The sequence below is a fragment of the Pontibacter toksunensis genome, assembly GCF_042686245.1.
GTDB classification, from domain to species: Bacteria; Bacteroidota; Bacteroidia; order Cytophagales; family Hymenobacteraceae; genus Pontibacter; species Pontibacter toksunensis.
The window spans coordinates 1-14,869 of the sequence record NZ_JBHUOX010000019.1; the positions used below are offsets into that span (position 1 = coordinate 1).

Below are 14,869 nucleotides of genomic sequence, written 5' to 3' on the forward strand. Positions count from 1 at the left end.
GATTGCAGGCAGTGCGCGGCCAAACCCTCGTGTGCACCCAAGGCCCGGTGCAGGAAGATTACCCGCACAGCTTACGACGAGCAGTACCTGAGAGCGTATGCCCGCCAGCACAGCAGGCGGGGCAAGCACATGAAAAAGCTTCGCCAGAGTACGTTGGAGCCTGTCTTCGGGAGCCTGGTACACCACTATGGCCTGCGCAACATCAATGTGCTGGGGAAATCGGGTGCTCATAAGGTCATGCTCATGGCTGCCGTTGCCTTCAACATAAGAAAGTACATGAGGAACATGTCGAAGAAGTCTGTCAGCATGGCAATAGCAATGGAAAGGGAGCAGCCACATGCTCCTATCTTCAGCTATTGGCCTACTCCTGTAGCTTGCCCACAACCAAGAGAGTAACATTACAGGTTTACTCCGAATGAAGGCTGTAAGGAAGTCATGCTAAAGGCTGAGTTGTGCAACAGCCACGTGGGTTTTAGGGGACTATCACTCAAAGCAAAAGCTGAAAAAAATTAGTGTTTCCCGAGGGTGTGGCTTATGACAAGAAAAACAATGATTATCGAACCGAAAAGGTTAATTCAGTTTTTGACCTAATGAGATCATTATCAATGCCTTCTGGAGGTAAAAACAAAAGACCGATTAGCGTTTCTGCTAATCGGTCCGGTTTGGTAGCGGGGACAGGACTCGAATTTCTTGTCGGGGGCAAACAGTTCAGTACCACAAACAGAACAGGCATACTTGCCCTGCTCATTCTTACCTGCTTGCCGCAAGTTAAATTTATAGCCGATTCCCATTTCCTGATGTTTGGTTTTAATCAACTGCCGCAGGGCTAAAATTCCTTTTAAAAAGAGGCAAAGGCTGCCACTCTGACTTCGGCACGCACACTTTTATCCACTTGGTTCAGGATAGGCGGCTCCTGCTCTGGGAGCGTGAGACGTTACCTACCTTTGAAACAATGGTGTTAAATAAAATCAGGAAGAGATAATAATAGTAGAGGTTTTAATCAGAGGCTTTCTTATTCTTTATTTTTGTTCGATGTTAAAACGGATGAAGAAGGTAGTGCCTACACCAGGTGTGCTTTCCACCTCAATGCTTCCTCCCAGCGACTCCACCTGTGCCTTTACCATGTACAGCCCCAGGCCCCGGCCTTCTGTTCTCTTCTCTAGCTTTCCATAGAGTTTAAACAAGCGGTCCCCATGCCGCTTCAGGTCTATTCCTACCCCGTTGTCTTGTAGCCTGATGACGTGCTGGCTCTCCTCTCTGGCATAGGTGACAGTAACAGCAGGTGCTCTTTCCAGACTACTGTACTTTAGTGAGTTAGAAATCAGGTTATGAAAGATGCTGTAGACATAGGCCCTGTTCGCTTTAATACAGACATCAGCGGGTATTTCTACCTGTGCAGTGGCTCCCAGCGCTTCCATTTTGTCTTGCAGGCTGCCCGTTACCTCGTCACACACCGGCTTCAGGCATACTACTTCCTGGCTTTCACCTCCTTCACGGTCATGCACCGACAGGATTTCATCAAGGTCTTTCATTACCGTATCAAGGCCAAGGGAAGTCTGCAGTATTCTGTCTACTACCTTCTGGTAGTTTTCACTTTCTTTGTCAAGCTTCTCTAACAGAGACACCAGGCCTACTATGTTGGCGACAGGCGAACGGAGGTTGTGCGACACGATATAGTTGAACTGCAGCAACTCCCGGTTTTGCCTTGTCAGGTCATCTGAGAGCAGCCGCATTTTGTCTTCAGCTTCTTTGCGTTCTGTAATGTCAAACTGAACGGCAAAGTATTGGGATACCTGGCCTTCGTCATTAACAATGGGCGTGAAATCAGTGTAAGACCAGAACTTCTCGCCGCTCTTCCGGTAGTTGAGTACCTCCACCGATAAGCTCTCCTGGTTTTGATACAGCCTGTTTATTTCCTGTACGGTGCCAGGAGCTGTCTCCGGGCCCTGGAGTAATTCCCCATACTTCTTCCCGACAGCCTCGTGTATGTTGTAGCCGGTAACCCTCGTGAATTCGCTGTTAACCCATTCAATCCTTCCGTGGGCGTCCGTAATCACCACACTACTCATTGCCTTGCCCGCAATCAATGAGAGTTTCTCCAGTTCCCGCTGCGCACTTTTCTCTGCGGAAACATCCTTGGCGACACCTAAAATGCCAACTACCTTTCGGTTTGTGTAAATCGGGACAAATGTAAAGTAAAGTGTTTTTACCCTGCCGTGCTTGTCTATCACCTTTCCCTCCAGCGAGCTCGACTCAAAGTTTTTAGCTTTGTTCATGGCTATCAAAGACTCGTAGGTGAAGGAAGGCGCAAGGAATTTTGAAATGTGCTCCCCCACAACTTCAGGATTGTTATAGGAGAGCATCCTGCTGAAATTAGGGTTGATATTTTCAAAGGATCCTTCGGGTGTTAAGGTGAACACCGCATCAGGATGGCTTTGGTAAACAGAGTTATAGAACACTCTGCCTTTCTCCAAGCTAAGCAACTCCTCCTGCTTCTGAGTCACGTCCTTAGCATTGATCACGTAGCCGTTTATATGTCCGTCTTCTGTGCCATTGATGATGGTGGCTTCCATCCATCGCCAACTGCCGTCCTTCTTCCTGAACCGGAAGAGCGGAGCCTCCACTTCATCCATGGCATCTAGCTGCAGAAAGACATCCATCATAGCCCGCAAGTCATCATTATGGATGTGCTCCATCAGGGCCTTGCCCAAAAGTTCTTCTGAACGATAGCCCGTCAGCTTCTCTGTGGTATTGCTTACATACTTATAGATGCCTGCCGTATCGGTTACTATAAGAAGTGAAGCACTGTGTTTAACAAGCGCGTGAAAGAAACCAGAGTTTTTTGTTTCGTAGGTCATCGGGTTCCTTTTAAATACCTTTTCATATGAGAGCTTATTTATAACAAGAATTTATATAGAGCAACCTCATCTATACATGCTTGCTGTGATGTCTTGCTGCTTTAGAAGTATTAGTATAATTTATGATACATAATAAATATAGCAAAGGTTGTACAAATTTATATATATTAATAATAAAATATTTAAGTAAATGTATATATTTTCTGGGTAAACGGTTATTTTTTTCAGATAAGTGGATTATAAGCCGTTAAATAGGTAAAAATTCTGCTTCTTATTATGAAAAAATATCCTTTTATTTTTCAAGCATGACTGTCCACAGTTTCTAATCATGCAAGAAAAGAGCAGAAAAACACTATCCACTGGTGCTATGAGAGAGCCTGGACTGTAAGTTGAGGTTTCGGGTATAAAGCCTTTGTACTCTCTTTACTATTTTTTAACCTATTCTGGTAAGCTTTCGTCGAACTGAAAGACAGGGACTAATGTTCGTTACTTATGCTTCCACAACGCCGTCTGTACCTTGATAGAATAGAAACAAGCACAGGCAAAAGATGGAAGCCATTTAACCAGAATGTTTTTAACGCTATGAAAGATAAGCGCATAACCGGTATCCGCACAGCAGGTAAAATGCCTTTAAGTTCTGTTATAGTCCTGCAGAAAATGAGTTTATGGGTTTCTGCTGCCCTGGTGGTAGTTGCGCTGTGGTCAGCAGGAAAGCCTGCAGATGATATAGCACCTATTGCTTTTGTTTCAGAGCCATTGCCCTTCAAACCAAAAGAGTTTTTTATAGCCAATGTAATTGATGAACGTAAGGACCGCAACGCAGTAGCTTACCTGCTTCCGCTACAGCGGAGTGCGGCAGAACAGCCTGTGAAGGCTATGCCCGTTGATTTACAGGGAGGAGGACTGAGTGCTGTACGTCAGTTCATGCAAAACAACGCTCCTGCGAATTCCAAACTCCGGCCTGTTATTATCCGCCTGAAAGAGTACCAACTACAGGAAAAGCCCGGTACAAAGACTGGGCGGGTGGACGGTCAGGTAAAGGTGGCTATGTCGTTTGAGTATGAGCGCGATGGTGTAACAGTTCCCTTGATCGAATACCAGGGAGGAGCACGCTATGACCGGCCTGCCAGCCAGCACGGAGTAATTGAACCGACCTTACGGCGCACCCTGGCTGATGCCTTGCAATACCTGAACACCTGGATGGACCGGGAGGCGAACCGTAATGAGAAACTGGCAAAAGGGCTGAAAGTTACCTTTACAGATCATGTTATTAACCTGGAGGACGATTCTGTTTTCTATACAAAGGACAGGCCTCTGAACTGGAACGACTTTAAGGGAAGCCCGACAAAACCCAGCAAATTTGCTGCTTCGGTTTTCCCCAGCTTTGCTTATGAGGGACAGCCTGAGGTAATTGACGGGGTGATTCACCTCAACCTGGTTATGAAAGTGTATGTCCTGAAGGAGTCTTCCTGGGCCAAGGCAGATGCTAAAAATGCGTATGGCCTGAACCACGAGCAGAAGCATTTTGATATTGTGAAGCTGGTGGCGGAACGGTTTAAAAAGAAACTGCATCCAGGCCGCCTGACGCTGGAAGATTATAACAGCATTATTCAGTACGAGTACATCGAGTCTTTCAGGGAAATGAACCGCCTGCAGGAACAGTACGACGGTGAAACCCGCCATGGACTTGATCAGGCTGCACAGGCTAGCTGGAACAGGCGCATCGAAAACGAGTTGCGTGAGTTGGGTGTGATAGAATAAAGCCCCCTCTTAAACGCCCTGTTCCTTGAACCAAGCCTTCAAAAGAATTCATCATTTAAGCAGCCTGTCATGACGATGCACTGTTGTGACTGGCTGCTTTGTTTTTTGCCATTGTACCAGCTGTGTGCCCTCTCATTTGCTCTGTTAGCAGCCCCTCGCTTGTTTCCTGCGTAGGTTAAGTATAGATATAGAATTGTTTAACAGAATGAAAGTCTTAAATACCGATGAAAAAACAAATGAAAGCTGCAACATATGAAGCGTTTGGAGGGAAGGAAAAGATTAAAATTACAACTGTTGATGTGCCTCAACTTAAAGAAGGGGAAATATTAGTAAAAATCAAAGCTGCCGGTGTAAACCCAGTAGATACGGCAGTAAGAGAAGGTTATCTAAAAGATTACCTGCCTTACGAGTTTCCGATTATACCGGGTTGGGATGTGGCCGGTGTAGTAGAGGACAGGGGCTTTAGTGCCAGGAGGTTCAATGTGGGGGATGAGGTATATGCTTATGCCCGCCGGCCTGTTGTACAAAATGGCACTTTTGCAGAATACATCGTTATACCGGAAACCTATTTTGCACGGAAACCACAAAACTTATCTTTTGAAGAAGCCGCTGGTATACCGCTTGTGGGGCTTACGGCCTATCAGTCGCTTTACAATGCCGGAAACTTGCAGGAAAACCAGACGGTGCTTATTCTGGGTGCGTCTGGTGGAGTAGGCAGTTTTGCTATTCAACTGGCAAAGGTAAAAGGTGCAACGGTGATAGGTGTAGCCAGTGAGAAGAACCACGCCTATATGAAGAATTTGGGAGCAGACCAAACCATAGACTATAAAAACAACCATATAGGTGATGTCGTGAAGGCAATTTTCCCGGATGGAGTGGACCTGATTTTTGATTGTACAAGTGGTGAAACACTAGAACAAAGTCTGTCTGCGCTGAAAAAGCAAGGTGCAGTGGTCTCCATCGTCAACCAGGGCGAGAGCCTGGATAAGGGCATTAACTTTCAATATGTATTTGTGGAACCCAATGCGCACCAACTGGAACACCTGCGGGAATTGGCAGAATCCGGAAAGCTGAAAGTACATGTCAGCAATACCTACAGCCTGGAGGAGACTGCCGAAGCGATGCAGCAAATCCAGACCCTGCATACGACAGGTAAAATTGTAATCGTGCCTTAGGAGTGCTGGATACTTGACATTAGATGTTAGACTTTAGAAAACGAGTACGAGTCTGAAAGGCTCGTACTCATTTTACTTTATAAGCGTACTGGTACAGTTCTGTTACCGCCATTTGTATGATACAGATGCTGATAAAACGCTTTCTAATGTCTGATATCCAGCTTCTAAAATCTACTACTTGCTTTCATCCGGGCGAAGCACCCGGTAAACGGCAGACATGTCTTCTTCTCCAAACCCCTCTTGTTTAGCAAGGGCATACATTTCTTTTGTTATTTGAAGAGAAGGCAGGGCAATGTTTTGCTCGTAGGCCGTGATACTGGCTAGGTGCAAATCCTTGTGCATCCACTCCAGCGGAAACTCGGGGGAGAACTCCCGGTTCAGCAGCTTTTGCTGTTTAACTTTAAGGAACGGGGCGGCGGCAGGTGTATTCAGGAGTGTCTGGCAAAGCGTTTCCTCTGATATACCGAGGGCAGCACCCAGGCGCAGCGACTCTGTGAAAGCAACCATGGCTTGTGCCAGCAGCATGTTAATGACCATTTTCATACTGGCACCCTGGCAGTGCGCACCTACATGCACAGTTGCTTTGCCCATTACATCCAGCAGTTCCTGTACCTGCTCCAGGTCTGAAGCCTCACCACCTACCAGAAATATTAAATCACCTTTTTCAGCGGGAACGAGAGAGCCGGAAACAGGGGCATCTAAAAAGCGCTGTCCCATCTTCTTTGCATGCTTCGCCATCTTTTCGCTAAAAGAAGGGTTTACGGTGCTGCTGTCTACCCAAAGCGAATTGCCCGGCAAGGCGCGCAGAAAACCCTCAGAGCCTAAGGCTACTTCCTCTACGGCTTCCGGCGTAGAAAGCATCGTAATTACCAGACGGCACTGGTTTGCCACCGCTTCCGGCGATTCTGCCCGTGCGGCTCCCTGCTCTACCAGTGAATCTGCCTTTTGCTGTGTGCGGTTGTAAACCACCAGTTCATGACCGGCACGCAGGAGGTTGGCTGCCATACGACTACCCATTATTCCTAATCCTATAAATCCTACTTTCATTTGCTCTATCGAAATTGAAGATATTTACTTGTGAAAAAACTAACAATAGTAGGAGTTACGCAAACATTAGGGGGGAGGCCATTGGTAAGGCCAAGGTTATATTAAGCCTCCATCATAACTACATAGCAAGGCATGCGGGTGCTTGTACTGCTTAAACTTTACTTTTCTCAAATGAACATAGATTTGCACTCAAAGTAAAAGCTACAGCTTACGCCAAGACTATAAGAATATTAGAAAGATTTAACAAGCTTATTGAAAGTGTTTTCAGTTCGGAATCAAGCCTAGTCTCTGTCTTTCTTCTTGCGGTCCTTTTTATCTTCCTTCTCTTTCTTCCGCTCTTCTCTACGTTTCTTTAACTGTTCTTTCCATTCCTCATACGTCTTCACAGCCTTATCAGCAACATTGTCCAGAACGCGGTCAAAGAAGTTTTGTGGCGGTGGTTCTGCCCTGAAAGATTCACATGACAGGCGTTCCTGTAGCCTTGGCGGAAGTGGTTCGAACTGGCTTTTCATAAAGCCCGGATAAGCAGGGTCCAGCGCAATGCGCTTCATAAAATCACCCCAGATTGGCAGTGCTGTGTTGGAACCCTGTCCCAGTGCCAGCGTTCTGAAGCGCACCTTTGGGCTTTCAGCGCCTACCCATACACCCGTGACAAGTTTCGGCGTAATGCCAATAAACCAGCCGTCGGCATGCTCCTGTGATGTGCCGGTTTTACCGGCAATATCCATTCTCAGACCAAATTCTGAGCGCAGGCGGCGGGCACTGCCTTCCTCCACCACGCCTTCCATCAGGTGAAGCATGATAGCGGCATTAGTAGGGGACAGAGCCCTTTTTGTCTCCTCGTTGCCCCTGTGCTCCCGCAGCACGTTGCCGTTGCGGTCGGTAATCTTTTGAATGTACACCGGGTTTACCTGTTTCCCCCTGCTTGCAAAAGAGGCATAGGCGCTAACCATCTCCATCAGCGATATGTCAGCAGTTCCAAGCGCAATGGAGGGAACTTCAGGTAGTTTACTCTGTATCCCAAACTGGTGCGCCATATCCACTGTCCGGTCTACACCCGTACGCATAATCAACTGGGCTGAAATGGTATTCACGGAATGCGCTAGGGCACCCCGCATGGTATACTCACCTCCATACTGGCCCGTAGCGTTCTGTGGTGACCAATCGTCATACTCCGGATACGTCTGGAGCTCGTTAGGGAAATACGTGCAGGGAGGTATGCCTTTTTCCAGGGCTGCAGCATATAAAATGGGCTTAAAGGTAGAGCCTACCTGCCGCTGCGCGCGCACGTGGTCATACTTAAACACATCGTGGTTAATACCGCCCACCCAGGCCCGGATAAAACCAGTGCCCGGTTCCATAGAAAGCAGCCCGGTGTTCAGAAAGCGCTCGTAATAGGCAAGAGAATCCATAGGGCTCATTTCCTCTTTTTTGCTGCCATTCCAGCTATAAACCGTCATCGTGACCGGTTGCCGGAACTTCTCTTTTATCTCTGCATCAGATAATCCAGCACTTTTGAGTTTCTTGTAACGGTCAGAGCGCAACATCGCATTTTGTACTACTGTGGCGTCATTGCCCCAGGGTGCCCTTCCTTTCCAGTGGGCATCAAATTTCTTTTGCAGCAAAGACATTCTGCGTGCCACGGCACGCTCGGCATGCTTCTGCATACCCGCGTCAATAGTGGTATATATTTTTAGCCCATCAGTGTAAAGGTTATACGGGTCGCCGTTTTTCTTTTTCCGCGAGGAAGCCCACTTGTCCAGCTCCAGGCGCAGTTGCTCCCGGAAGTAAGGCGCCAACCCATCGTTATGGGTGGTGTAGCGGTAGTTTAATGTGAGTGGTAACTGCTTCAGGGAGTCAGCCTGGGCAGGTGATAGGTAATTATACTTGGCCATCTGGTTCAGGACCACGTTGCGCCGCTGCTTCGACCGCTCCGGGTACAGTCGGGGGCTGTAGGTGGTGTTTGCTTTCAGCATGCCAACGAGTACGGCTGCTTCCTCCGTTTTAAGAGAATCGGCTGAGGTGTTGAAGAAACGCCTCGATGCCCGCTCAATACCAAACAGGTTCCCGCCCATTGGTACGGTGTTCAGGTAAAGCTCCAGGAGTTCCTGTTTGGAGTAGATGCCTTCCAGTTTCCGGGCAATGATGATTTCGCGCATTTTGTTCACCGGCATATCCCAGAGCCAGTAGTCCTGGCGGGGGTACATGTTTTTTGCCAGCTGCTGGCTCAGGGTGCTGCCACCGCCACTTTCCTCCTGCAACAGCAAAGACTTAATCAGCACCCGGAAAGAGCTTCTTATATCCACTCCGCTATGCTCATAGAAACGGACGTCCTCGGTGGCGATGAGGGCATCAATGGCTGCAGGTGATATGTCCTCGAACTTTACGTTTGTCCGGTCTTGTATATAGTAGCGCCCCAGCAGCACACCGTCGGCGGAATATACTTCAGAGGCTGTGTTATTTTGCTTCGACCTCAACTCCCGTTTGGAGGGTACGTGGCCATAGGCTCCTGCAAAAACAGTCAGGTAAAAGATACAGGCAAACAAAAGTAGGTAAAGACCGGTTTTGTAGGCTGCCCTAAAAAGGAAATTGAAGTCTGAGAACTTCGCCTCTTTCAGGTTAAATTCACGCAGCCTCTGCCGTTTTCTTTCCCAATAGGGGCGGGTAAACTTTGGTTTCTGGCTCAGGTAAAACTGGTGCAGCTGGCCCTTCAGGAACAGGGTAACCGGTAAAATTAATCCGTATACTACTAGCTTAATTAACTTTTTCAGCAAACGCCTCATGTTTTAATTCTGATACCTCTTTTAGCAGTTTTAAATGCTAAAGATAAAAAACTCCTTTACCCTCTTACAGGAAATTGGTTGCAAACTGGTTTTCGCATTCCGCATACTGTAGTGGTACAGTTCTTTTGCACGACAACAGTCAAGAATTGCGCCAGATTAGTGCTGAAATCCGTGCCTGCTACTCTAAGTATATACACTCATAAGCCTGAAGAAGGCTAAGGTAGTATTATAACCTGTTCCAGAAATTTATAAAGCTATCTGGTACTAGAATTACAATCAAAGTAAACCCTTTTCGCCAACCGCCCTGCTTCTTGGGGCTGCAAAGAAAACATATTCTGAGTTTAATCTGCTATACTTGTTTGCAAAGTCTGGTCTATACCTTGAGCATAACTCCGGCTAAAGATAAAATAAGGCCGATTTCATCATCAAAAACAAAAATTTAGCAAGCTCTTTATCTTCGTTTTGATATATTGTTGCATAATACATCAAAATGGTAAGCTCTTGGTGACAAAGCCGGGGAAGTAAGAGACAGGTTGTTCAGATTTAAAGGACTGTAATGAATAAGAAAGTTTTTTTGTGGTCGATTGTCGTAGCACTGGGAGGATTCCTCTTTGGCTTTGATACTGCTGTGATTTCTGGGGCTGAACGTTCTATACAGAGCTACTGGAGCCTGAATGTTTTTGAGCACGGGCTGACTGTTTCTATCGCGCTTTTCGGAACGGTGATAGGTGCCCTCCTGGGTGGTATCCCTTCTGATAAAATTGGACGCAAGAAAACGCTTATCTGGATTGCCATTTTCTATTTTGTTTCTGCCGTTGGCTCGGCTCTGGCCACGGGCTGGTACGCTTTCCTGTTCTTTCGTTTTCTGGGAGGCTTAGGTGTTGGAGCCTCTTCCGTGGCGGCTCCCATGTATATCTCAGAAATATCACCTGCCAAATCGCGGGGCAGGCTGGTAGCGTTGTTCCAGTTTAACATTGTATTCGGTATTCTCATAGCCTTCCTTTCTAACTACCTCATTGGCGGAACCGGACCCAACGACTGGCGCTGGATGCTGGGGGTGGAAGCCTTCCCGGCCATCGGGTTCCTGCTGGGACTGTTTGTTGTGCCGGAAAGCCCGCGCTGGCTTATCCTGCGCAGGGGTAGAGTGGAGGAAGCAAAAGCCACCCTGCAGGCAGCAAACCCAGGAGCAGATGCAGAACAGACCGTGCGCGAAATTCTAGTTTCAGCAGAGGTGGATACCCGGAAACCGGCAGATGCCTTTTTTTCAAAGCGCTACAGCCGTCCGATTACCCTGGCCGTATTGCTGGCCTTTTTCAACCAGTTATCCGGTATCAACGCCATCATCTATTATGCCCCGCGCATCTTTGAAATGACGGGTTTAGGCACAGAATCTGCGCTCCTGTCCTCGGCGGGAGTGGGGCTCGTAAACTTCCTGTTCACACTGCTGGCACTCAACTTCATCGACCGGTTTGGGCGCCGAACGCTTATGCTGATTGGCTCCTTTGGCCTGATTATTACCTTAGGCCTGGTCTCGCTCGCTTTCTTCAACCAAAGTTTTGAAGGATACACGGTGCCCATCTATCTCTTTGTTTACATCGCCTTCTTCGCCTTCTCACAGGGAGCAGTTATTTGGGTGTTTATATCTGAAATCTTCCCAAACCAGGTGCGGGCATACGGACAAGCGCTGGGCAGCTTCACGCATTGGATTCTGGCCGCCGTTATTGCTTTTATTTTCCCGTATGTAGCCGAAACGCTGGGAGGTGGGCTTACCTTCCTCATCTTCTGTATCATGATGGTGCTGCAGCTGATTTTTGTGTGGCGTATGATGCCCGAAACAAAGGAAACATCACTGGAGGAGATTGAGAGAGAAGTTGTACACACATGAAAGAGCCAGTTTGCCACTGAGATAAGTGTATATGTTTCTCAAAAATAGCTATGATGAAAAAGCTTGCCTGTACGATTCAACATAGCTGTAACCAACCCTGGACTAGTTAGAGAAGCAGCCTTTCCTCCCTGGAGTAGCTTAATTGAGAGCGTGAAGGGTAGGGATGATTGGACCCTGTAAATTAATTCTGAACAGCAGCAGAACAGTGCTATAAATAACATAACACATGAACACGAAAATTGTCTGCTTTGGAGAGATGCTCTGGGACATTCTGCCTTCTGGTAAACTCCCGGGCGGAGCACCGATGAACGTAGCGATTCACCTGCAGTACCAGGGCTTTACACCAGTTGTTATCAGCCGTGTAGGCCATGATGAAACAGGTACTGCCCTGCTGCATTACCTGGAGGGAAAAGGAGTAAGGACCAGCTATGTGCAGGTAGATGAGAAGCAGCCGACAGGTTTGGTGATAGCTAATGTGAGCAACCGCAGCGAAGTAACCTATGATATAGTACAGCCCGCAGCCTGGGACTTTATTCAACTGCAAGAGGAACTCAGGAAGGTAGTAGTTGAAAGTGATTACTTTATATATGGCAGCCTGGCGGCACGAAGCGAAACATCGCACCATACCTTGATGGCATTACTGAATGTTGCAAAAGCAAAAGTGTTCGATGTAAACCTGCGCCCGCCGTATTACTCCCGCGAGGTGCTGGAGCCTCTGCTGGAGCAGGCAACTATCGTGAAGATGAACCACCATGAACTGATGGAAATTGCCGGCTGGCACCATGGGTTTTCAGACGAGAAATCGGCTATGGAGATTCTGATAAGCCTATACGCTTTACAAGTCATCATTGTAACACGAGGAGAAAACGGTGCTGCCGTTCTGAGTGCAGATGGCTATTTTGAGCAGGCGGGTTATGCCGTAGAAGTAGAGGACACAATTGGCAGCGGAGATGCTTTCCTGGCGACATTCCTCGGTCACATTACTAGAGGGAAAACATACCCGGAGGCACTGCAGCAGGCTTGTGCCATGGGAGCCCTGGTAGCAACGCATAAAGGTGCTACTCCCGAAATAGCATCTGAAGCGGTTGAACAGCTGATAAAGCGGAACGTCGGATAGCTGCCGTTATGGGGTAAGTCCCCCCTTTGAAGGCAGGGCTGTTTCATTCACCTTGTACTGGCGCAGGTTTTCGAACTTGTGTCACATCATGAAGTTGGGTTAGCAACCCGGCTTGGGCAGCGGCCAAAAAATAGCAAACACGGGCGAGGACGCTCACGCGCTGGTAAGGCAGCACAGCTGGCTAAATCAGAATGAAACGGCCCTGCAAGAGCGGTGTTTACATTTGCTGATTTGTTAACTTGCAAGACATAAAGGAAAAATGAAAATACTCTTTCTGTTACTTCTGATGGTTAGTATTACGTCGCAGGCATGGAGCCAGCAGCGGAAGCGGGCGAGGGAGTATGGCGTGAAAATAGGCGTACTTCCAACCGGAGAACTCAATGCAATTACAGATGTGGCCGGGGTGCAGGTTGGTCATGTAACACTGCAGGAAGAGGACAACATCAGGACAGGTGTCACCGCTGTTTTGCCCCATTCCGGGAATGTATTTCAGGACAAGGTGCCTGCTGCTGTGTATGTAGGGAACGGGTTTGGCAAACTGGCAGGTGCCACCCAGGTACAGGAGCTTGGAAATATTGAAACGCCTGTTATCCTGACCAACACCTTAAGCGTGGGCACAGCCTTGAATGCAGTGGTAGGGTATACGCTGCAGCAGCCCGGAAACGAAAACGTACAGTCGGTGAATGCGGTTGTGGGCGAAACGAACGATGGCTACCTGAACGACATCCGCGGCAGGCATGTAAGCGAGGCGCACGTGGTAAAAGCTATCCAGGAGGCTAAAAGCGGACCAGTGGCAGAAGGCAATGTGGGCGCGGGGACAGGTACTGTTGCTTTCGGCTTTAAAGGCGGTATCGGTACTTCTTCGCGGAAACTTCCGGAAACGATGGGCGGCTATACGGTGGGAGTGCTGGTGCAGACAAACTTTGGTGGCGTATTGCAGGTTAATGGCGCTCCGGTAGGCGTAGAATTGAAACAGTACTATGGCAGCCAGCATATAAAAGACAGCGCCGACGGCTCCTGTATGATAATTGTGGCGACAGATGCGCCCGTAGTTGCGCGGAACCTGGAGCGGATGGCAAAGCGCGCCATCATGGGAATGGCTAAAACCGGCGGCATCGCCTCCAACGGAAGCGGGGATTATGTGGTGGCTTTCTCTTCTCATCCGGAGCTGCGTGTCCCGTATACCTCTCAGGAGAGAATCCAAACGGTCACGTTGCTGCGCGACGACGAGATGTCGCCGTTGTTTATGGCTGTGATCGAGGCAACAGAAGAAGCCATCATCAACTCGCTGTTTAAAGCAGAAACCAGTGAAGGGAAAGAGCAGCATGTAGTAGAGGCATTGCCACTCGATAAGGTAACTAAGATTTTAAAGCAATACCGTGTCATCAGAAAATAAACTACACGCCTACGTTCGGGGAGAGATTGTGCCACTAGACCAGGCGTACCTTCATGTCAGTGACCTTTCCATACAGAGGGGCTACGGTATATTTGATTTCCTTAAGATTATAGACGGGCAGCCGTTGTTTATGGAGGATTACCTGGCCCGTTTTTACACTTCTGCCCGGCTCATGCACCTGCCTGTGCCCCTTTCTGATGAGGTACTCAAAGCTACTATCTTTCGGTTAGTGGAGTTGAATGAGATGCCTATGGCAGGCATGAAAATAATACTCACCGGAGGGTATTCTGACAGCGGTTACGATATAGGAGAGCCCAGCCTGCTTCTTATACAGCAGCCGCTTTCTTTGCCAGGCCAAGCAATGCTGGAGCGGGGCCTGAAGGTAATCACCCATTCCTATATCCGGGAAATTCCAGAAGTCAAAACCATCAATTATACCATGGGCATCCGGCTCGTTAACAAAATCAAAGAAAATGGCGCTGATGACGTGCTGTACCATACTGGAGGGGTGGTAACGGAGCTTCCACGCTGTAACTTTTTTATAGTGAAGCGGGATGGTACTGTGGTCACTCCAGTCGAAGGCATACTGCATGGTATCACGCGGAAGCATGTGCTGGAAATAGCTGGTAAAAAATACAAAGCGGTGGAAGGTACCGTTACGTTGGACGATATCAGGCAAGCCAGGGAAGCCTTTCTCACCAGTACCACCAAACGCATTCTGCCTGTTGTGCAGGTAGACGATGTGGTGATTGGGAATGGTAAACCCGGTGCAGTTACGCTGGCGCTACTGCAGGACTTAATTAAGCTGGAGGAGGAAAGCCGGAAATAGTTTTTGCCTGTGGTTGCA

At 48.1% G+C, this 14,869-nt stretch carries 11 protein-coding genes; 8 read left to right on the plus strand and 3 right to left on the minus strand.

Going from position 1 to position 14,869, the window contains the following annotated elements; all coding sequences use genetic code 11:
* Both ACFS7Z_RS20190 and ACFS7Z_RS20195 read left to right on the plus strand, forming a co-directional pair.
* A partial coding sequence (locus ACFS7Z_RS20190) for a transposase (RefSeq protein ID WP_377488574.1) occupies positions 1-396 on the plus strand: 396 nt, incomplete at its 5' end.
* 131 nt (positions 397-527) lie between these two features.
* Complete coding sequence (locus ACFS7Z_RS20195) at positions 528-830, plus strand: hypothetical protein (protein ID WP_377488577.1); 303 nt, start codon at positions 528-530, stop codon at positions 828-830.
* Between the two features lie 189 nt (positions 831-1,019).
* On the opposite strand, the gene ACFS7Z_RS20200 is transcribed toward ACFS7Z_RS20195, so the two are convergent.
* Positions 1,020-2,858: a PAS domain-containing sensor histidine kinase gene (locus ACFS7Z_RS20200; RefSeq protein ID WP_377488580.1), complete on the minus strand. Its 1,839-nt coding sequence runs from the start codon at positions 2,856-2,858 to the stop codon at positions 1,020-1,022.
* Between the two features lie 582 nt (positions 2,859-3,440).
* Between ACFS7Z_RS20200 and ACFS7Z_RS20205 the strand changes: the two genes are divergently transcribed.
* Positions 3,441-4,619 carry a hypothetical protein gene (locus ACFS7Z_RS20205; RefSeq protein WP_377488583.1) on the plus strand — a complete coding sequence of 393 codons (1,179 nt, stop codon included), beginning with the start codon at positions 3,441-3,443 and terminating at the stop codon, positions 4,617-4,619.
* A gap of 236 nt (positions 4,620-4,855) precedes the next feature.
* Positions 4,856-5,794 carry an NADP-dependent oxidoreductase gene (locus tag ACFS7Z_RS20210; RefSeq protein ID WP_377488586.1) on the plus strand — a complete coding sequence of 313 codons (939 nt, stop codon included), beginning with the start codon at positions 4,856-4,858 and terminating at the stop codon, positions 5,792-5,794.
* A gap of 174 nt (positions 5,795-5,968) precedes the next feature.
* Here ACFS7Z_RS20210 and ACFS7Z_RS20215 read toward each other — a convergent pair whose 3' ends face one another.
* Positions 5,969-6,865, minus strand: coding sequence for an NAD(P)-dependent oxidoreductase (locus ACFS7Z_RS20215; protein ID WP_377488848.1), 897 nt, complete (start codon positions 6,863-6,865; stop codon positions 5,969-5,971).
* Positions 6,866-7,122: 257 nt separating this feature from the next.
* Positions 7,123-9,624, minus strand: coding sequence for a penicillin-binding protein 1A (locus ACFS7Z_RS20220; RefSeq protein WP_377488589.1), 2,502 nt, complete (start codon positions 9,622-9,624; stop codon positions 7,123-7,125).
* A 556-nt stretch (positions 9,625-10,180) separates the two neighbouring features.
* On the opposite strand from ACFS7Z_RS20220, the gene ACFS7Z_RS20225 reads away from it, so the two are divergent.
* From ACFS7Z_RS20225 to ACFS7Z_RS20240, 4 genes are all read left to right on the plus strand, one after another.
* Positions 10,181-11,509 carry a sugar porter family MFS transporter gene (locus ACFS7Z_RS20225; RefSeq protein ID WP_377488592.1) on the plus strand — a complete coding sequence of 443 codons (1,329 nt, stop codon included), beginning with the start codon at positions 10,181-10,183 and terminating at the stop codon, positions 11,507-11,509.
* Positions 11,510-11,735: 226 nt separating this feature from the next.
* Positions 11,736-12,626, plus strand: coding sequence for a carbohydrate kinase family protein (locus ACFS7Z_RS20230; RefSeq protein WP_377488595.1), 891 nt, complete (start codon positions 11,736-11,738; stop codon positions 12,624-12,626).
* Positions 12,627-12,885: 259 nt separating this feature from the next.
* On the plus strand, positions 12,886-14,022 hold the full coding sequence (locus ACFS7Z_RS20235) for a DmpA family aminopeptidase (protein WP_377488598.1): 1,137 nt from the start codon (positions 12,886-12,888) through the stop codon (positions 14,020-14,022).
* Positions 14,006-14,851: an aminotransferase class IV gene (locus ACFS7Z_RS20240; protein WP_377488600.1), complete on the plus strand. Its 846-nt coding sequence runs from the start codon at positions 14,006-14,008 to the stop codon at positions 14,849-14,851. Before ACFS7Z_RS20235 ends, ACFS7Z_RS20240 begins: the two co-directional genes overlap by 17 nt.
* Positions 14,852-14,869 lie beyond the last annotated feature (18 nt).